This is a genomic window from Thalassospira sp. (assembly GCF_002709775.1).
Classification (GTDB): Bacteria; Pseudomonadota; Alphaproteobacteria; order Rhodospirillales; family Thalassospiraceae; genus Thalassospira.
The window spans coordinates 1-19,176 of the sequence record NZ_PAQR01000007.1; the positions used below are offsets into that span (position 1 = coordinate 1).

The following is a 19,176-nucleotide window of genomic DNA, read 5'->3' on the forward strand; positions in this document are numbered from 1 at the left end:
CGGCAGGCGATCTCACCGCGGTTGGCGATCAGAAGTTTGCGCGGCATGTTATTTCTTGCTCCAGTTCGCGGGACGTTTTTCCAGAAAGGCACCGACACCTTCGCGGCCCTCGTCGCTTGCCCGTTGATCGGCAATACGTTGTGCTGTGTCGTCAATCACGGCATCCGAAATCGGCTTGTTGGCAACCGCGTAAATCAGGTTCTTGGCAGCATGCATCGCATCCGGACCATTGGCCAGCAGAAGGGTCGCCATGTCCTGTCCGCGGGCCGCCAGTTCATCGGTTGTGGTGATTTCATGCACCAGCCCGATTTGCTGGGCGGTTTGGGCGTCAAAGCGCTCAGCGGTCAGGAAATAACGCCGTGCCTGATTAACGCCGATGGCCTCAACCACATAGGGTGAAATCACTGCCGGGATCAGGCCGAGTTTGACTTCCGACAGGCAGAAACTGGCACGATCCGATGCAATCACGATGTCACAACATGCCGCCAGACCAACCCCGCCACCAAAAGCCGCACCATTGACCAGGGCGATGGTTGGCTTTGATGCGAAGTTCAAAACCTTCATCAGTTTGGCAAGCGCACGGGAATCGGCAAGGTTTTCGGCATGGCTATAGCCCGCCATACGCTTCATCCAGTTAAGATCAGCACCGGCTGAAAAGCTTTTGCCCGCACCCGTCAGGATGATCACGCGGACCGCAGGATCTGCATCAAGCGCCTCGATCTTGGCCGTCAGATCGGCAATCAGGACATCATCAAACGCATTGTGAATTTCCGGGCGGTTGAGCGTGATGGTCGCAACGCCATTGTCCGCGATCTCACACAGGGCGGCACCAGGAATGTTATCGGTGTTTACATTGCTCATGACGGCCTCACATTCTGAATACGCCAAACCGGGTTTCCTCGACCGGTTTGTTGAGTGCTGCCGACAGGCCAAGACCCAGAACCATGCGGGTATCGGCCGGATCAATCACGCCGTCATCCCAAAGGCGCGCAGACGCATAATAAGGATGACCCTGTTCTTCATATTGATCGCGGATCGGGCCCTTGAATGCTTCCTGTTCGGTTTCCGGCCAGCTTTCACCACGTTTTTCCATGGCATCAGCACGGATTTGCGTCAGTACGTTGGCGGCCTGTTCGCCGCCCATGACCGAGATGCGGGCATTTGGCCACATCCACAAGAAGCGCGGGCTGTAGGCGCGGCCACACATGCCATAGTTCCCCGCGCCGAACGAGCCACCGATCAGAACGGTGAATTTCGGGACATTGGCGGTGGCAACAGCAGTCACAAGCTTCGCGCCATCCTTGGCGATGCCGCCGCTTTCATATTTGCGGCCAATCATGAAGCCGGTGATGTTTTGCAGGAACACCAGCGGAATACCGCGCTGGGCGCAAAGCTCGATGAAATGCGCACCCTTAAGCGCGCTTTCGGAAAACAGAATGCCGTTATTGGCAACGATGCCGACCGGATAGCCAAAGATGCGGGCAAAGCCGGTGACAAGGGTCGTGCCATACTGGGCCTTGAACTCATCAAATTCGGAGCCGTCAACGATGCGGGCAATGATTTCGCGAACGTCATAGGGCTTTTTGGTGTCGGTCGGTACCACGCCATAAATCTCGCGCGGGTCGTAGGCCGGTGCACGCGGCTCGCTCACCGTCAGGCCGGGGTTCTTCGTCCAGTTCAGGTTCTTGACCACGTCACGCGCAATCGACAATGCATGACTGTCATCCTGCGCATAATGGTCGGTGACACCGGATGTTTTGCAGTGAACATCCGCCCCGCCAAGGTCCTCGGCCGAGACGACTTCACCGGTCGCGGCCTTCACCAGCGGCGGGCCGCCGAGGAAGATCGTGCCCTGTTTGCGGACGATGATGCTTTCATCAGACATTGCCGGGACATAGGCGCCGCCGGCCGTGCAAGACCCCATGACAACCGCGATTTGCGGGATGCCTTTCGAGGACATGGTTGCCTGGTTAAAGAAGATGCGCCCGAAATGGTCGCGATCCGGGAATACATCATCCTGACGTGGCAGGTTGGCACCGCCACTATCGACCAGATAGATGCAGGGCAGGTTGTTTTCCAGCGCGATTTCCTGTGCGCGCAGATGCTTCTTTACGGTCATCGGGTAGTAGGATCCACCCTTGACCGTCGCATCATTGGCGACAATCACGCATTCAACGCCCGATACCCGGCCAATGCCGGTAATGATGCCTGCTGCCGGGACGTCTTCGTCGCCATACATGCCATGGGCGGCAAGCTGGGAAAGTTCTAGAAACGGTGAGCCAATATCAAGAAGCTGGCGGATGCGTTCACGTGGCAGGAGCTTCCCGCGACCCGTATGGCGATCGCGGGCGCGTTCGCCGCCGCCCAGTTTGACCGTCGCAATCTGATCACGAAGATCGGCGACCAGTTTTCCCATATGGTCGGCATTGTTGCGGAATTCTTCTGAACGGGCGTTCACCGCAGATTTCAGTACCGTCATCGTCCGTTTTCACCGTTTTTGTTGTGGGCAACCGGGCCCGCGTGCAGGGTGTTTATGGCTGTTGTTATGGGTGAAGTTTACGTAAACGTCAATATTAAATCGGTATTTTAGTACCGAAATTATATATATGCTGCAAATGCGCAGATTATGAACCGTTTGGTGGGCCTTTCGTTGGTCGGCATAATGCAGGAATTTCAATGCAATGAAGGTTGCCTTTTGCTGCGGCGCACCTAGTCGGTTTTGTTTACAGAGGACGCCTTCGCAGAATACACTCATGTGTAGAGACACATGGAGATGGTTCGTGCTCGAGTTTGGTTGGTGTAAAAAAGAAAAATCTTATACGGCTTTGATCTGGCTTATGTTTTTGTCGGTGCTTGCCGGCCCTCTCGCCACAGCACCGGTGCAAGCGCAGGAAGCCGTAAGCGATATTCATTGGCTCAAGGCCGATGTTCCGCCGATTGGTATTTCGAGTGGTCCATTTGCCGGCAAAGGGTTGCATGGCGGTATCGTGAAAGCCCTTTTGGGGCATGAAGCCGGTCCGGGTATGGTTGAGGGACATGCAAACATGGCCCGCCTGTTCAGCCTGATAAAATCGGGCAACTATTGCGTGCCTGGACTGATCAAAACCGCGGAACGTGAAGAGTTCGTCTATTTCACCGATCATCCGACTGCTGTGCTTGATACCAGTCATCTGGTTTATGCTGTCAGCAACAAAAAGCTGCGTGACAAAATTGATGAAAATGTCTCGCTCAGGCAGCTCCTTGCGGATGGTTTTGTTGTCGGGGTCGGGGCGGGCATATCTTATGGCGACGGGATTGATGAGATCATCCAGAGCTATGAGGGGGAGCCTGTCGTGATCCGCCATCCAACGCCGAATTTCATCGAGCCGATCCTGTCGATGATTGAAATGGAACGGGTGGACTTTTCACTGGCACCACCCTGGGCGATTACCTGGCTGCTTTTGAATGAGAAGCTCAAGCCTCGGAATGCAAAAATGCCAAAGGTCATTACCCACCCATTTCGCGAGGCATCGACAAAAACCAACTATCACGTGGCCTGCACCAAGAATGACTGGGGCAGGCAGGCGGTCGCGTTGCTAGATGAAATGTTGACCCGTGCGGATGTGCAGCAGGCCCTTGATCGCAATGCCGAAGTCTGGATGTCAGTCAAAAACGCGCAAGAGCATTTACTGGATTAGAGTGGGGCTGGTTAGTCGGCGGGGTCGTCGATCAAGCTGCCGGCAGCCCCTTTGCGCAGTGAAATCCACTGGGCGAGCTGGTCAATGCGGTCATTTCCGAAGAAGGGTTCGTCTTCATAAAAGAAGAATGGTGATCCGAAGGCGCCCATGGCAATGGCATCTTCGGTGATGGCACGGACATGGTCTTTCCATTTCTGGGATTCGACGGCGGCGCGCATTTCGCTGGCATTGATGGAATGGCGGGTCGCGGCGGCAAAGACATTTTCCGGATTGGCCATATCAAGCCCGTCGCCGAAATAGCCGCGATAGATATCCATGGCAAACTTGCGTGCCAGCATCGGCGAACGCGATTCAAGCCAATAATAGGCCCGGGTTGGCACCAGTGCGGCATAGGGAAAGTTAGTCGGGATCTGGAACGGAACGTTTTGCAGCCGTGCGCAGCGTTCCATGTCATGTCGAAAATAGGGGCCGCGGATCGGCTGATCGAGAAGGGGGCTTTGCCCAGTTTGTTTGAAGGCCGCGCCAATCATGAAGGGGCGCCAGACCACCGTAACGCCAAGGCGCTTTTCGAATTCTTCCATCCGCTCGGCAGCAAGGTAGCCGTAAGGTGACGAGAAATCGAAATAGAAGCTGACTTCAGACATGTTCCTGCACCCGTTTTCCGTTTTTGTTTGAACAACAACTTTGCCCTACAGATCTTCTGTCTGCTTTGGTGGGCGTGATCTTGATGTATTAAGTTGTTGCGAATCAACAAAAAAGTGAAATCACGGAATAACGATGCCCGGCCGGACTTTTACTTCTTCCATCACGACATATGTATGAGTCTGACCGACACCCTGAACCGAAGACAGACGTTCGAGGAACTCGCGATAGGCGTACATGTCCTCAACCCTTAGCTTGGCAAGATAGTCAAAGCCGCCAGCGACCATGTGGCATTCTTCGATCTCTGGCAGCTTTTTGATTGCGGCGGCAAAGACGTCAAAAACATCAGGTGTGGTACGATCAAGGGTGATTTCAACGAAGACCACCAGCGACTGGTTGAGCTTTCGCGGATCGAGTGTCGCCATATAGCCGGTAATAAAGCCGTTTTGTTCAAGGCGGCGCACGCGTTCAAGGCACGGGGTCGGGCTTAGATTGACCCGGCGCGATAGTTCAACATTGGACATGCGACCGTCATTTTGCAGCTCGCGGAGGATCTGTTTGTCGATCTTGTCCAGGCTTTTGTGGTTCTTCTGCATTTTAAATATCCAGCCAGTGTTTGTGACTACAAGAATATAAAATCCGTGGATGATATATCGTAATTTCGCCAAAAATGGCAGCACATTTTTCGGGTGAAATAATATTGTCTGTCGCCATAGAGGTGCAAAAGGCTCCGAAGCGCTTGGAAAAACGTGCGTTCTTCGGGGTCGGCAAAAGTCCAACATCAGGGAGAGGCTTTAAAACATGTTCCGTACCGACTTGCCCCAACCGAACAAAATCCGCCAGACGATCCGCGATTCCTATCGCGCTGACGAAGAGGCCGTCGTTGAACGCCTGATCGAAACCGCGCGTCTTTCCCCGGAACAGACCGCGCGTGTTCAGGGCCGCGCCTATCAGCTGGTTGCCCGCGTGCGCAGTGCCGATAACGGCAAAAGCGGCATTGATGCCCTGCTGCACGAATACGAGCTTTCCAGCAAGGAAGGCGTCATTCTGATGTGTCTGGCCGAGGCATTGCTGCGTGTGCCCGATGCGGTCACCGCCGATAAGCTTATTCAGGACAAGCTGTTTGATGCCGATTGGCAAAGCCATCTGGGCCATTCCGACAGCTTCTTTGTCAACGCATCGACCTGGGGACTGATGCTGACCGGGCGGGTGATCAAGTTTGGCAAGGCCGAAAAGGCTGATCCCAGCCGCCTGATCAAACGCATGATCGGTCGTTCGGGCGAGCCGGTTATTCGCAAGGCATTTAACCACGCGATGCGCATTATGGGCCGTCAGTTCGTGATGGGCCGCACCATTGACGAAGCATCCGAGCGCGCCAAGGCGAACGAGGAAAAAGGCTATCGCTATTCCTATGACATGCTGGGCGAAGCTGCCCGCACGATGAAGGATGCGGATCGCTATTATAAGGCATACGAAACCGCCATTCACGATATTGGCCGTGTTGCCAATGGCCGTGGCCCGATCGATAGCCCGGGTATTTCCGTCAAGCTGTCGGCGATCCATCCGCGTTATGACTTTGCCAACTACGAACGGGTGATGAGCGAACTGACCCCGCGCCTTAAGGAACTGGCGCTGCTGGCGAAGAAATACGATATCGGCTTCACCGTCGATGCCGAGGAAGCCAACCGTCTCGACCTGTCGCTTGATGTCATCGGCACTGTCTTTGCCGATCCGGATCTTGATGGCTGGGAAGGTTATGGTCTGGCGGTTCAGGCCTATCAGAAGCGTGCCTATCACGTTCTGGAGTGGCTGGCCGATCTGTCGACCAAGGTCGGCCGCAAGATGATGGTCCGCCTTGTGAAGGGCGCGTACTGGGATACCGAAGTCAAATTCAGTCAGGAAAACGGCTTTGACGGTTATCCGGTCTTTACCCGCAAGGCATCGACCGATGTGTCCTATCTGGCCTGTGCCAAATTGATGCTGTCGCGTCGCGATGCGTTCTATTGCCAGTTCGCAAGCCATAACGCCCATACGGTTGCGTCGATCCTTGAGATGGCGGGCAATGACCGCACCTTTGAATTCCAGCGCCTGCATGGCATGGGCGAAGCACTGTATGAGCAGATCGTCGATAAGAACGGTGAAAACGTACCGTGCCGCGTTTACGCGCCGGTCGGGACCCATGAAGACCTTCTGGCCTATCTGGTGCGTCGTCTGCTCGAAAACGGGGCGAACACCAGCTTTGTGAACCGTATTCAGGACGAACAGCTGCCGATCGAGGAAATGATCGCTGATCCGATCGAAAAGATGGCAGCCCTTCCGCGCAAGGGCCATCCGAAAATCCCGGCGCCGATTGACCTTTATGGCGCAACGCGTGTGAACTCTCGCGGGATTGACCTGACCGATACCGAAAAGCTTTTGCCGCTTAGTGCCAAGTTGGCCGAGATCAAGGACAAGACCTGGAACGCGGCGCCGCTAATTGATGGCAAGCTGGTATCGGGCACCCCGGTTGATGTCATCAACCCGGCGAAACTGAATGAAAAGGTCGGTGACCTTGTTCAGGCGACCGAGGCCGATGTTGAGGCCGCCGTGGTCGCGGCCGTGAAGGGGTATGAAACCTGGAACAAGACACCGGCGAGTGATCGCGCAAAGGCGCTTCGTTGTCTGGGTGATCTGCTTGAAGAAAACATGGACGAGTTCATCGCCCTTTGTCAGCGCGAAGCGGGCAAGCTGTATCTTGATGGTGTTGCCGAAGTGCGTGAGGCCGTCGATTTCTGCCGCTATTACGCCAACCGGGCAGAAGAAACCTTCCGCGAAGGCAGCCCGCTTGAAGGTCGTGGCGTGATCGTTTGCATCAGCCCGTGGAACTTCCCGCTGGCGATCTTCCTTGGTCAGGTGACAGCAGCACTCGCAGCAGGAAATGCTGTCATTGCCAAACCGGCAGAGCAGACTTCACTGGTTGCCGCCCGTGCAGCAGAACTGATCCTTGAATCCGGTGTGCCGGGATCGGCATTCCAGCTGGTTCCGGGGCCGGGCCGTGTGATCGGTAATCAGCTGATCAATGATCCGCGTATTGCCGGTGTGGCCTTTACCGGATCGACCGAAACCGCACAGGTGATCAACCAAGCGCTGGCAAAGCGCCCGGGCGTGCCGTTGCCGCTGATCGCCGAAACCGGTGGTCAGAACGCGATGATTGTGGATTCGACCGCACTCCCGGAACAGGTGGTACAGGACGCGATCATTTCCGGCTTCCAGTCGGCTGGTCAGCGTTGCTCCGCCCTTCGTGTGCTGTTTGTTCAGGAAGACATTGCCGACAAGCTTTGTGAGATGCTGGTCGGCGCGATGAAGGAACTGCGGGTTGGTGATCCGAAGTTCCTTGATATCGACGTCGGTCCGGTGATTGACGAGAAATCGCGCAAGGTGCTTGAAGCCCATGCCGAGCGCATGAAAAAGGAAGCCAAGCTTCTGCATGCTTGTGACACACTTCCGGAATGCGAAGGTGGCAATTTCTTTGCCCCGCATTGCTTCGAAATTCCGTCGATTGAAGTTCTGGAACGCGAAGTGTTCGGCCCGGTCGTGCATGTGGTGCGCTTCAAGGCGCGCGACCTGCCCAAGATCCTTGATCAGATCAATGCATCGGGTTACGGCCTGACGCTTGGTATCCATTCACGTATCGATACCACCGTGCGCGAGATTTCCCAGAAGCTGCGCGTTGGCAACTGTTACGTAAACCGTAACCAGATCGGTGCGGTGGTTGGTGTCCAGCCGTTCGGCGGGCAGGGTAAATCGGGCACCGGTCCAAAGGCCGGTGGTCCGCACTATGTCGAACGCTTTGCCAAGCCGATTGCGCATGCCCAGACCATCTCAAATGATACGGCGTCCGACGACCGCGCGCCGATCATCGTCAAGGACGTCATTGCGACAAACGAATATGCCGCGATGCTCTCGGCTCAGGAAGAATGGCAGGCGACCGACGGCAACGCCCGCGTGACCATTCTTGAAAAGCTGTCGTCGAAGATGGATGCATCGGGGAATGATGCATTGATGGCAGGTGCGGATCATGTCGCGAATTTTGCCGCCCTTTCGGAAAATGGCTTTGTCGCGCCGACCCGGATGCCCGGGCCGACCGGTGAAACCAACGACCTTTATTGTCAGGGGCGTGGGGTTTACCTGATCCAGGCAGACAAGGACGTCGAACCGGCAAAGGTGATCCGTCATTTGGGGGCGGCCTTGGCCGCGGGCAATGCGGTGATCCTGGCTGGTGATCAGAAATGGCTGGCTGATATTCCCGCACTGGCCCAGCAGGCGGGCCTTCCGGCGAAGCTTGTGAAGTCTGTCGGGACTAATACCGGTCTTGGTGCCATGTATGATGGCGATATCGCCGGGGTATCCTGTGTGGCCACCCTTGATCGGGTGACCTCGTTCAAGCAGCTGCTGGCGAAACGTGATGGCGCGATCCTGTCGCTGATTTCCGATAGCGGGGCCGAGGATGATGGTGCATTGCCGGATGAGGCCTTCCTGCATCGCTTTGCCACCGAAAAGACGATCACGATCAACACCACGGCGGCCGGGGGCAATGCATCCCTGATGTCGATGGAAGAGGATTGATCAAAGCCGAGCTGTCGGCCTTGTAATCGTGACTTCGGCAAATGGACCGGAAAGGAATTTCCGGTCCATTTTTCTATCTTTTATTCATGATCTCTGATGTAGGATGCGTCCGGCTTACATAAGGTCGGGCTTTTTTTCGTCAAAATTGGCTGCAATAGCTATTGGCCGGAACAGTTCACGTCCTGCGGCGTTGGAACTGACGCAAGAAGATTGACCCATGTCGGGCAGGCATGAACAAGGAGAACAGGAATGATCAAGGTGACCCGCGGTTTTGGCCGTGTCCTGAAAACGGTATCGGTATGTGCGCTGTTGGCGGTGCCGCTTGCGGCTTGTGGGCCGTTGCAGATGCCGTTGGAAGACCGCACAGGCAATGACCAGTGGCTCGATACCCAGATCAAGTCCGGTATCCTTGGCGAGTTCTCCAAGGTAGATCACACCTATCTGATGGATGTGAATATCGATATCTGGGAACAGAATGTCATGGTCACCGGCATGGTGGATTCCAAGGGCAAGTATTATGACGTCATGTCGCTGGTCAAACAGGACAACCGGATCAAAACCGTCCATGACCATCTGGTGATTGCCGATCAGGAAACGATTGATGCCTACCATGCGGCCGAAGACGAATACGGCAAGAATGCCGTCCCGACGGATTCGGCCACCCAGTCGGTATCCGATGTCTGGATCGAAAGTCAGATCAAGGCATTGTTATTGGCCGAAAAAGGTGTGAGCTCTGTCAACTATCGTTGGCAGTCAGTGCAGAACGTCGTCTACATCATGGGCGAAGCGCAAAGCAGTGCAGAGCTTGATAAGGTGCTTTCCATCGTGCGCCGGATCAAAGGTGTGACCAAGGTCGTCAGCCACATTGCAACGGCCTGATCCGCCGATCACCTTGTGATAAAACAGTTTTTTGGAAATTCCCCGCAGGCGTTCGTCTTTGCGGGGAATTTTTTTGTCCGGATTTGTTGCAAAAGTGTTTGAAAACCATTCGCATTTAATTTAGAGGTGATTTCACGTAATTAATAACTGATTGCAATCGCACCATGTATGTCTGCATTTGTAATGCGCTCAAGGAAAAAGACGTTCGCCATGCCGCCGAGCAGGGCGGGGCAACACGTCCGGCGGACGTGTTCCGTTTCCATGGCTGCGCGCCGCAATGTGGTAAATGCGCCTGCCATATGCGCGCTGAGCTGCTTCAGGCAAAGACCTGCGGCAATTGCGATTGTGATGATGCAGCAGCCGTGACGGCAAATATCGAACCGATTGCCGCCGAATAAGGTGCTCCCCGACATTTCAGCGAAACGAAAAAGGCGAAGCCATATGGCCTCGCCTTTGTTGTTTGTGCCTGATGCGGTTTGAGCAGGGCCGTTATTTCTTCAGGCCAAAGCGTTCCTCGGCCAAACGGTCGGCGACAAAGCCGGTCGACAGGTTCTGGTCCTTGGCGCGTTTGAAAATTTCGCGCACGGTTTCGCCAATGCCTTCGATATGCATGTTGGTTTCGGCCACGGTTTTGCCTTCGCGGCAGTAATAGACTTCGACCACACCGCCAGCATTGATGACGTAATCCGGGGCATACAGGATCCCGGCTTCGCGCAACATCTCGCCGTGGCGATCATGTTCAAGCTGGTTATTGGCTGCACCGGCAATTACGCCGACCTTGAGCTCATCAATCGATTTGTCGTTGATCACCCCGCCCAAGGCGCAAGGGGCAAGGATATCGGCCTCAACCGACAGGATCTTATCAACCGGAACTGCGGTTGCGCCAAATTCCATGGCGGCGGTCTTCATGCTGGCGGCATTAAGGTCGGCAACAATCAGCTTGGCGCCAGCAGCATGAAGCATCCGGCAAAGGTGATAGCCAACATGGCCAAGCCCCTGAACCGCGACGCGCATGCCATTCAGGTCGTCACTGCCATGTTTGAATTTGACCGCTTCCTTAAGTCCGATGAAAACGCCATAGGCGGTAAAGGGGGACGGGTCACCGGTGCGTGCCGGGTCCTTGCCATCATTGATGCCGCCGACATGCTTGGTCTGGCTTGCGATATGGCCCATGTCTTCGGGGCTGGTGCCGACATCCTCGGCCACGATATAGCGCCCGCCAAGCTGTTCGACAGCGCGGCCCATGGCGCGGAAGAATTCCGGTGTCTTCTGACTGCGGGGATCACCGATGATGACGGACTTGCCGCCGCCAAGCGGCAGATTGGCAAGGGCTGACTTATAGGTCATGCCGCGCGACAGGCGCAAAACATCGTGGATGGCTTCCTGTTCGCTGGCATAGGGCCACATACGACAACCGCCAAGCGACGGGCCAAGGTTGGTGTTATGGACGGCGATGATAGTTTTCAGACCGGTGGATTTGTCGCTGGCAAAGACGACCTGTTCATGGTCGTCAAAGGCGATATCGGAAAAGACGTTCATCCTCTTGCAGCCTCCTGGCAGCATCATTGTTCTGGTGCAGGCTGTTTCCTGCTTATCCCTTTATGTTTGATGCATCGGGCTTTTGATCAATTTCTAATTCCCGGAAGTCGGAAAAAAGACCGTTTCGGTTGAGGCGCTGCTGTGGTGTGGAATTATTCTGAGTCTGTTGGAACTGCTTTGTAATTTTATTGCGCGAGATGTGCGGTGCAAAATGCCGTGGTTGTCGAGCTGAACGCCAAATTCACCTTTTCAGGGATTCTCCGGCGGTACGCATTTCAGGACTTTTGGATCGGTCAGTTTATGTTGCGGTGCACATCCGGTGATTTGTCCTGAATCAGGGAATTGATCATGCGGCCATGCCAAATTCGCACTTGAAACCGGAGCAATTAATCAGGAAATATGAATCAACCGGATAATTTACGGCTCGTTAAGGAGCGAAACGTAGACTCACGGTTGGGTATCTTGTGGTTGAGATTCCCGGTTCAGGACAGGTTGGCGTCTGGGCGGCGCCAGCGAACAAAAAGTAAGGAGAGCGGCGGAAATGTCTGCATTCACAGACCATCGCCAAACCGTATTCGAGGTTGAACTGCACAATCAGGCTGTGCGCGAGTGTGTCAAAGAGAACCGATCCCACGATCTCTTTGATGACCGTTGGGCTGATGTTCAAACTCATGAAGTTGCGGCAAGCGACGAATCCAAGGCCCTTGCCATGATCGAAAACAGCTATCCGTCCGAAGACGGTTTCGTTGTCGATCACGTCAAACGCCTTGGCTGATTTACGCTAAGCGGGCAGAGATATGATCCATGGGGTATGCATGGACGAAAACACATCGGGCGGGGTAATCCCCGCCCGATGTGTTTCTGGATGAAGTTATGAACGGCAATGCTCAGGGCAGGGCGCGGTCGACAAAATCCAGGCGATCCTGACCCCAGAACATTTCGTTGCCGACGAAATAGGTGGGAACGCCAAAGATATTGCGCTCGCGCGCCGACTGACAGTTGTCGTCATAGATCTTGGCAACTGCCGGAAGATCCGCATTTTCCAGATATTCTGTCGAAAGGCCGCTTGAGACCAGCGCATCGCGCACGGTCGCGGGCAATGAAATATCGCGTTCACGCAGCCAGATATCGCCCATCAGGGTTTCTGTCAGGTCGCTGACATCCTTGCCGTCTTCCTGAACCGCAATGATGGTGCGTGCTGCTAGCGTTTCATCCACCGGGAAATGCGTCGGGTGCAGATTGATCGGAATGCCAAGATGCTCCGACCAGCGTTTCAGTTCGACAAGGCGGTATTCCTGACGCGGTTGCGGGCGTTTCGCCAAAGGCACGCCACCACCATGTTCCCAGACATCGGCGGCCCGGCAGGGTTTGTGAATGATGCTGACACCATGCTTTTTGGCGATGTCGACAGCGCGGCGAAACCCGAAAAAGGACCACGGGGATTGTACGAAGAAATAATGGATGATCGGCTCGGACATGTCGGCCTCCTGTGTCTGCTGGGCAGATGTTGTTTTTCAATGACGTTACACTGCCCAAGCAGACATGCTTCGTCAAACACCTGTCATGACGAGACAGGCGAAATCCGTTCATATGTTTGTGATGGTCTTGGCGAACAGGTGGGACTGGGATTTAGTAATCCAGCCACCAGGCATATTCATCAATGCCCGCCATCAGAACCCCATCAAAGCCAAGCTTCATGATGTTGCCAAGATAGCTGTTCTCGCTGCCAAAGATGATTCTTTGCCATTCGCGGGTCCAGTAATGGACGTGGTTTTCCTGACCCCAGCGGGCCATCAGGTTGCCTTCACTAATGAAATCGGGGCTACCTGCGCGCCATCCGCTTTGCCAGTAATAGCGATAGGTCTCAGCCGTTGCGATATTGAGGTATGAAATCAGCGTGCGTGGTGTGCCGGTTTGCTTGTAGCGCAGCCGTTTCATATCATCATAGGTCAGAGGAATGGTGCCGCGATGGAACGGATCAAAGATCAGCGTGTCATAGTTAGTCGCAACCAGCGCATCGACATAGGCATCCTTGGTGCCATAGGGCGAACTATCAAGCACCAAGGCATAGTTTTTGGCCTGCCGGATGTTATCGATCACATGCGGGTTGGAACCAAACGGCGTGCTGGGCACTTTTGCCAACGATGAAAGCTGCATGCCGGGCGGCGGGGCGGCATAATAAAGCGCATCAAGCCCTCTAAGCTGCGCGCGTGCCTTGTCCATGTCGGCCCGGTTTTCGGTGTAGTCGACAGCGATATATTGCAGTCCCTCGAGCTTGAGCCGCTCCAGATAGCCAAGGATATATTTGGTTTCTTCAGCGTTGGTCGCTTCGCCGTATTTATCGAAACCGTAAAACGGGGCTTCGACCATGATGGCATCAAGCGCACGCAGATAGTTGCGTGCCGGCTCGGCAACGCCACGGGTGGCAAACAGGGTTTTTTCAAGGAATTCAGTCAGCTCAAGCCCGTTCATGGCAATGATCGAAAAATCACTGCGATAGCTTTTTGCCCAACGACTGATCGCGATGACGTAATCGCGCATTTCCTCGATGAAATCTTTTTCCGGTTTGCCGGTGTCGGTGCCAAGCCCGCGACCGCTGCTCAGGCTATTGGGGGCCGGGATAAAGGGTTCGAGTTCCTGTGCAAAGGCACCAAGCGGGGAGCTCGCCAGCAATGCACCGCCAAGTCCGGCAGCACCTGTACCAAGGAAGTTTCGGCGCGACATGGATTTAGGCGCGGCTTGCCCGCCTGACGTGTTTGGCGTCGGTTGGATCTGCCGTGACTTGCTGTGACGTTGCTTGGCCATGCCTTTATCCATCGCTGATTATATTGGCGATATTATGATGCTGCCTGCATGTTGCCTTGAGTTGTGATCAGCTCGGTCACCCGGTTGCCAATCGCAAGCGATGCAGTAAGACCCGGTGATTCAATACCATAGAGCATTACAAGACCATTAAGCCCGTGCTGTTTTTCATCGGCAATCATGAAGTCGCGTGCAGCTTCTCCCGGTGCCTGAATTTTCGGGCGCACCCCGGCATAGCCGGTTTGAAGGGCGCTCTCATCAAGGTTGGGGTAATATTTGCGAATGGCTTCGGCAAAGGCGGCCCGGCGTTCTTCGGGCACATCATAGTTCGGCGCATCCACCCAGGTGACATCCGGACCAAAGCGCGCCTGACCGCCCATATCAAGGGTCAGGTGGATGCCAAGACCGGCCTGTTCCGGTGCCGGATAAATCAGGGTGGAAAACGGTGCCTTGCCCGACAGTGTGAAATAACAGCCACGTGCATAATGCTGTGGCGGAACGGTTGCGGGCGGTAGCCCGGCAAAATTGTGGCCCAATGTCTGGGTGTGCAGGCCGCCAGCAACGATCAGTTCCGCGCAGGTCAGGCTCATTTCCTCGCCATCGGCATCGGTGGTGCTGACGGTATAAAGCCCGTTTTCAAAGCTGACAGAGGTGACCTTGGTGTTGATTGCAAGGGTCGCACCGTTGTTTTCCGCCTCACCAAGCAGGGTGACCATCAGCTGGTGGCTATCGACAATGCCGGTCGACGGGCTTTCGAGTGCGCCAACGCAATGCAGGGCCGGTTCGCGTTCAAGGGCCTCTTCGCGAGAGATCCAGACCAGATCATTCACGCCGTTTTCCGCGGCCTTTTCCTTGATTCCGGCCAGTGCGGTCATTTGGTCTTCGGCGGTGGCGACGATCAGCTTGCCGGTGCGTCTGTGTTCGATGCCGTTTTCCGCACAATAGCGATACAGCATCTCGCGCCCGGCAACGCAAAGCTCGGCCTTCAGGCTGCCTTTCGGATAATAGATTCCGGCATGGATGACTTCGCTGTTGCGTGCGCTGGTCTCGGTGCCAATTGCATCATGCTGCTCAATAATCAGGACTTCGCGCCCCGTGCGTGCAAGAGAACGGGCACATGCCAGTCCGGCGACGCCGGCACCGATGACGATGGGTTGAATATCTGCAGTCATGATCACTAATGTCTTGGTTGGGATGTGGGGAAACGTTGGTCAGGTTCTAATTGGCTTGGCGGAAATAGACAGCCTGCCCCTGATTGTCCTTGCCGTTGCCGGTGACAATTGCGGGGGATTCGCTGGTGTAATGGCCGCGCGCAAAGCTGCTGTCGTTACAATAGACATACCAGCTGCCAAAGGGCAGCGTGTCGCTTTGATACGCGCCGCCTTCATGGCGCCAGATGCCTTCGCAATGACGGCTATCATCATCAAGGATCATCGTGCCTTCACCCGATGGCTGATCAAAGCGAAGCTTGCCGGTGCCGCGCACCGATTGCCAATTGGTGATGATATCAATGCCATCAATCGGCGGCGGTGTGGTTTCGCCTTCGGGCTGCCGAAGGGCGGTGTCATCGACCGGTCCGGCAACGGCCGCTGCAATCGCGGAATTTTCCGGCAATTCAAGGGTAAGACGGCCAAAGAACCCGGCTGCAAATTCCTGCGCATCAATCATCGGCAGGCCGTTCAGGGGCGCACTGGTACCACTTGTCGCCTGAGCCTGTGTCGGGGTGCAGTAATACCCCAGAAGGCGGCTGCCGCGTTGGGCTGGTGTTTGCGGGTCCCACTGCCCGACAAAGGATACGCATTGCGACCCATTGCGGGTAAAGGGCGACAGCGCAATCGCACCGTATCGGGTTTCCTGCACGAAGTTCGCACCATTCAGGCTGCTGCGCCCCTTCAGGTTATCGAACATATCAAGCAGCTGCTCGGACGCCATGGCGGTGCTGAAGCGAAAACCGGGGGCAGATGTCGTATAAACGGTTTCAAGGTAAAGGTCGCTTGCGGCAGCTGGTGATTCGCTCACCGATTGCTGCGCATACCAGCGCCCGACAAAAACCGTGCTGTTATCGCGATATTGACGCAGGAAGCTGTTCTGGCCGTCGGTGTTTGTTGCAAACAGAACCGGGCTCTGGTCTTGCGGGATTTGTTCGAACCCGCCGGTTTGCTGTGCAAGTGCGATCTGGGGCGTTGCCACCAGAAGGCTTGCAAACATGCTGCCGATCAAAGCCGCCCGATACTTCACATTGCGTCCTTTCAGTTTGTTTTCAGGCGCATTTTTGCGTTGCGCTACTCTTATGTTTACCTTTGTGCATCTAGATTGGCTAGGGTTCAGTCGCTTGTACGATGTGAGTCAGATCGCTTTTACCTTGATTTTTAGGGTTAAACGGGCTCATTGGGGAGATTGGCCTTGGGGACGAAGACAATAAGCCTGAAGATACGGAGCATATTATCATGACGGTGCAACAGACCGGCGCAGACGGGGACAGCGCGGGCCAGCAGACGGCAACGGACAAGCAGCCGCCGTCCAATCGCGCCCATGTAATCGTGATCGGCAATGAGAAGGGCGGGTCGGGCAAATCGACGACCGCGATGCATTTGATCGTTTCCCTGATGAAGATGGGATTTAAGGTCGGCTCGCTTGATATCGACGCCCGTCAGGGAACGCTGACACGCTATGTCGAAAACCGGATCGCCTTTAACGAAAAAAAGGGACTGAAACTTCCGGTGCCCGAACACCGCCCGATCTATCGCAGCGAATTGTCTGATGGCAACGAAGCCAAGCTCGATGAGCGCGAACGCTTTACCACCGCCCTTGGCGAAATGGTGATCAGTTGCAATTTCATCGTCATGGATTGTCCGGGGAGTGACAATTACCTGTCGCGCCTGGCGCATGCCTGTGCCGATACCCTGATCACCCCGATCAATGACAGCTTCATTGATCTTGATATGCTGGCCCGCATTGATCCGGATAACCTGTCGATCAAGGGGCCGAGCATCTATGCCGAGATGGTTTGGGATGCGCGCAAGCGCCGTGCGGCCATTGATGGCGGCACGATTGACTGGATTGTGATGCGCAACCGCCTGTCGCACCTTGATGCGCGTAACAAACGTGATATTGCCGAAATCGTTGAAAAGCTTGCGGATCGCATCCGGTTCCGTCAGGCACCTGGCTTTGGCGAACGCGTGATTTACCGTGAATTGTTCCTCAAGGGGCTGACGCTTCTCGATCTACGTGAAAAGGGCGTTGGCATCCCGATGAGCATGTCGCATATGGCGGCCCGTCAGGAAGTCAGATCGCTTCTGGAAGTGATCGGCTTCAAACCAGCCGATGGCGAGGAGTTGCCGATCTGACGGCATCCGGCCTATATCTTGTGGGACATGAAATTGTCCAACCGGAATATGAAACAGGCAGGGCTCCTTGACGCGCAAAGATATCACTGCAGAGACATCCGGGGCCAAGGAAGTGGCAGACTTCCTTGGCAAGGCGCGCGAACTTGCGGTGCATGCACCGTCGTCGGGGCCTGCGCAAGGACGCCTGATCTTTGCCATGGACGCAACCGCCAGCCGCCAACCCAGTTGGGATCATGCCGCCGTAATTCAGGCCGAGATGTTTGATGCGGTTGACGGCGTTGGTGCCCTTGATGTGCAGCTTGTGTTCTTTCGCGGGCTTTCCGAATGCAAATCAAGCGGTTGGTGTCGCAATGCCAAATCCTTTCGCGATTATATCACCAAGGTGACCTGTCGTGCCGGGCATACCCAGATCGAACGGGTACTGGCCCATGTCGAACGGGAAGCGGGCGATAAGAAGATCGATGCCTTGATTTATGTCGGCGACTGTATCGAAGAAAACCCTGATCATTTGGCCCCGATCGCCGGCAAACTGGCGCTCAAGGGGGTTAAGGCATTCATGTTTCAGGAGGGCCATGACAGGGACGCGGCATTTGCCTTTGGCGAGATTGCCCGCATAACCGGCGGCGCCTTCATGCAGTTTGATGCCAGTGCGGCTGGCAAACTTCGCGATTTGCTTGGCGCTGTGGCAAGTTACGCCGTCGGCGGGCAGGAAGGTCTTTCGATCTATCAAAAGAAAACCGGGTCCGAGGAAGTTCTCAGGCTTGGTCACCAATTGCGAAAGCCGCGTTGATGCAGTGGTTGTTGATTGGCATCGCCGCATTCGTCGGTGTCGGGTTCTTTATCCGATGGATGACAGAGGCCGAGCCCAAAGAAATCCGCAAAATTGTCTTATTTCTGATCATCTTGGTGTTGATCATGCTTGCCGGTTGGTTGTTGCTCACCGGCAAAATTGCCGCGATGGGTGCAGCTTTGGCGGCGATGGTGCCGTTTTTGGTGCGCATGTTGAAGCTTGGATTCCTGTGGCCAGTTTTGCGCAGGATCTTTGCATCAACGCGAAAACGTGCCCAACCGGGAGGTTTTGGCACCCGCACGGCCGGTGCGGGATCAAGTTCGGAAATTCGCACTGAATTTCTGCATATGATGCTTGATCTTGAAACCGGGCAAATGCGTGGTGGTGTTGTCAGCGGCCCCTATGAAGGGGCCAATCTTGACAGCTTGGGACTTGACGACTTGCAGTCGCTTTATGTTGACTGTTGCAGTGCAACCGACCAAAGCCGGGCGGTTCTGGAGGCCTATCTTGACCGTCGTCCCGATTGTGCGGGATGGCAAAGCTGGCGCCAGAGTGATCACGGCGAAGACGGAGCACAAAACGGAGGAAACGACCGCAACTATAACGAGCAAGGCCGTGATGGCGAAAGGAGTTCAAGCGCGTCAGGCATGACGGCTGATGAGGCCCGGAAAATCCTTGGTGTTGGTGAAAACGCCACCCGCGCGGAAATCAACCGGGCCTATAAAAAGCAGATCAAGGCTGTCCATCCCGATCATGGTGGATCGGACTATCTGGCCTCAAAGATCAATGCCGCGCGAAGCCTTTTGTTACGGCTATGTAAAGATTAGCGTCAATAATACGTGCGCTTGCTTGATCCGTGTTCTGGAAATGTGGCAGAAGCATATATGCAGGCAAT

Annotated in this window: 17 protein-coding genes; 8 read left to right on the forward strand and 9 right to left on the reverse strand. The window is 55.2% G+C overall.

Translation table 11 applies throughout. The annotated features are described in order from the left end of the window. Nucleotides 1-48: 48 nt before the first annotated feature. Both CMO10_RS03150 and CMO10_RS03155 read right to left on the reverse strand, forming a co-directional pair. On the reverse strand, nt 49-861 hold the full coding sequence (locus CMO10_RS03150; protein WP_297018832.1) for an enoyl-CoA hydratase/isomerase family protein: 813 nt from the start codon (nt 859-861) through the stop codon (nt 49-51). Nucleotides 862-868: 7 nt separating this feature from the next. Next, entirely contained in the window at nt 869-2,479 is a 1,611-nt protein-coding gene (locus tag CMO10_RS03155) for a carboxyl transferase domain-containing protein (RefSeq protein ID WP_297018833.1), read from the reverse strand. 202 nt (nt 2,480-2,681) lie between these two features. On the opposite strand from CMO10_RS03155, the gene CMO10_RS03160 reads away from it, so the two are divergent. Continuing rightward, a complete protein-coding gene (locus CMO10_RS03160; RefSeq protein WP_297018834.1) occupies nt 2,682-3,677 on the forward strand; it encodes a hypothetical protein in 996 nt (331 codons plus the stop codon). An 11-nt stretch (nt 3,678-3,688) separates the two neighbouring features. Here the strand turns inward: CMO10_RS03160 and CMO10_RS03165 are convergent, their stop codons facing one another. Both CMO10_RS03165 and CMO10_RS03170 read right to left on the reverse strand, forming a co-directional pair. Continuing rightward, nucleotides 3,689-4,321 carry a 2-hydroxychromene-2-carboxylate isomerase gene (locus tag CMO10_RS03165; protein ID WP_297018835.1) on the reverse strand — a complete coding sequence of 211 codons (633 nt, stop codon included), beginning with the start codon at nt 4,319-4,321 and terminating at the stop codon, nt 3,689-3,691. A gap of 120 nt (nt 4,322-4,441) precedes the next feature. Beyond that, nucleotides 4,442-4,915: an Lrp/AsnC ligand binding domain-containing protein gene (locus CMO10_RS03170; RefSeq protein WP_008890579.1), complete on the reverse strand. Its 474-nt coding sequence runs from the start codon at nt 4,913-4,915 to the stop codon at nt 4,442-4,444. Nucleotides 4,916-5,120: 205 nt separating this feature from the next. On the opposite strand from CMO10_RS03170, the gene putA reads away from it, so the two are divergent. From putA to CMO10_RS03185, 3 genes are all read left to right on the forward strand, one after another. Then, nucleotides 5,121-8,924 (forward strand): bifunctional proline dehydrogenase/L-glutamate gamma-semialdehyde dehydrogenase PutA, encoded by a 3,804-nt coding sequence (gene putA, locus CMO10_RS03175; protein ID WP_297018836.1) that lies wholly within the window; start codon nt 5,121-5,123, stop codon nt 8,922-8,924. A gap of 249 nt (nt 8,925-9,173) precedes the next feature. Next, nucleotides 9,174-9,803 carry a BON domain-containing protein gene (locus CMO10_RS03180; RefSeq protein WP_297018837.1) on the forward strand — a complete coding sequence of 210 codons (630 nt, stop codon included), beginning with the start codon at nt 9,174-9,176 and terminating at the stop codon, nt 9,801-9,803. A 164-nt stretch (nt 9,804-9,967) separates the two neighbouring features. Beyond that, on the forward strand, nt 9,968-10,201 hold the full coding sequence (locus tag CMO10_RS03185) for a (2Fe-2S)-binding protein (RefSeq protein WP_044827462.1): 234 nt from the start codon (nt 9,968-9,970) through the stop codon (nt 10,199-10,201). A 91-nt stretch (nt 10,202-10,292) separates the two neighbouring features. Here CMO10_RS03185 and CMO10_RS03190 read toward each other — a convergent pair whose 3' ends face one another. Then, complete coding sequence (locus CMO10_RS03190; RefSeq protein WP_297018838.1) at nt 10,293-11,342, reverse strand: Glu/Leu/Phe/Val dehydrogenase dimerization domain-containing protein; 1,050 nt, start codon at nt 11,340-11,342, stop codon at nt 10,293-10,295. Between the two features lie 541 nt (nt 11,343-11,883). Here CMO10_RS03190 and CMO10_RS03195 point away from each other — a divergent pair. Beyond that, nucleotides 11,884-12,117 carry a hypothetical protein gene (locus tag CMO10_RS03195; protein WP_297018839.1) on the forward strand — a complete coding sequence of 78 codons (234 nt, stop codon included), beginning with the start codon at nt 11,884-11,886 and terminating at the stop codon, nt 12,115-12,117. A gap of 112 nt (nt 12,118-12,229) precedes the next feature. Here the strand turns inward: CMO10_RS03195 and CMO10_RS03200 are convergent, their stop codons facing one another. The 4 genes from CMO10_RS03200 to CMO10_RS03215 form a co-directional block, all read right to left on the reverse strand. After that, nucleotides 12,230-12,820 (reverse strand): 2-hydroxychromene-2-carboxylate isomerase, encoded by a 591-nt coding sequence (locus tag CMO10_RS03200; protein WP_297018840.1) that lies wholly within the window; start codon nt 12,818-12,820, stop codon nt 12,230-12,232. A gap of 151 nt (nt 12,821-12,971) precedes the next feature. After that, entirely contained in the window at nt 12,972-14,147 is a 1,176-nt protein-coding gene (locus tag CMO10_RS03205) for a hypothetical protein (protein ID WP_297018841.1), read from the reverse strand. A 32-nt stretch (nt 14,148-14,179) separates the two neighbouring features. Beyond that, complete coding sequence (locus CMO10_RS03210) at nt 14,180-15,316, reverse strand: NAD(P)/FAD-dependent oxidoreductase (protein ID WP_297018842.1); 1,137 nt, start codon at nt 15,314-15,316, stop codon at nt 14,180-14,182. 46 nt (nt 15,317-15,362) lie between these two features. Continuing rightward, nucleotides 15,363-16,352 carry a hypothetical protein gene (locus CMO10_RS03215; RefSeq protein ID WP_297018843.1) on the reverse strand — a complete coding sequence of 330 codons (990 nt, stop codon included), beginning with the start codon at nt 16,350-16,352 and terminating at the stop codon, nt 15,363-15,365. Nucleotides 16,353-16,591: 239 nt separating this feature from the next. Between CMO10_RS03215 and CMO10_RS03220 the strand changes: the two genes are divergently transcribed. From CMO10_RS03220 to CMO10_RS03230, 3 genes are all read left to right on the forward strand, one after another. Then, on the forward strand, nt 16,592-17,491 hold the full coding sequence (locus CMO10_RS03220; RefSeq protein ID WP_297018844.1) for a division plane positioning ATPase MipZ: 900 nt from the start codon (nt 16,592-16,594) through the stop codon (nt 17,489-17,491). A gap of 67 nt (nt 17,492-17,558) precedes the next feature. After that, nucleotides 17,559-18,281 (forward strand): VWA domain-containing protein, encoded by a 723-nt coding sequence (locus CMO10_RS03225; protein WP_297018845.1) that lies wholly within the window; start codon nt 17,559-17,561, stop codon nt 18,279-18,281. Beyond that, nucleotides 18,281-19,108, forward strand: coding sequence for a J domain-containing protein (locus CMO10_RS03230; RefSeq protein ID WP_297018846.1), 828 nt, complete (start codon nt 18,281-18,283; stop codon nt 19,106-19,108). The genes CMO10_RS03225 and CMO10_RS03230 overlap by 1 nt, the downstream gene beginning before the upstream one ends. Nucleotides 19,109-19,176: the final 68 nt, after the last annotated feature.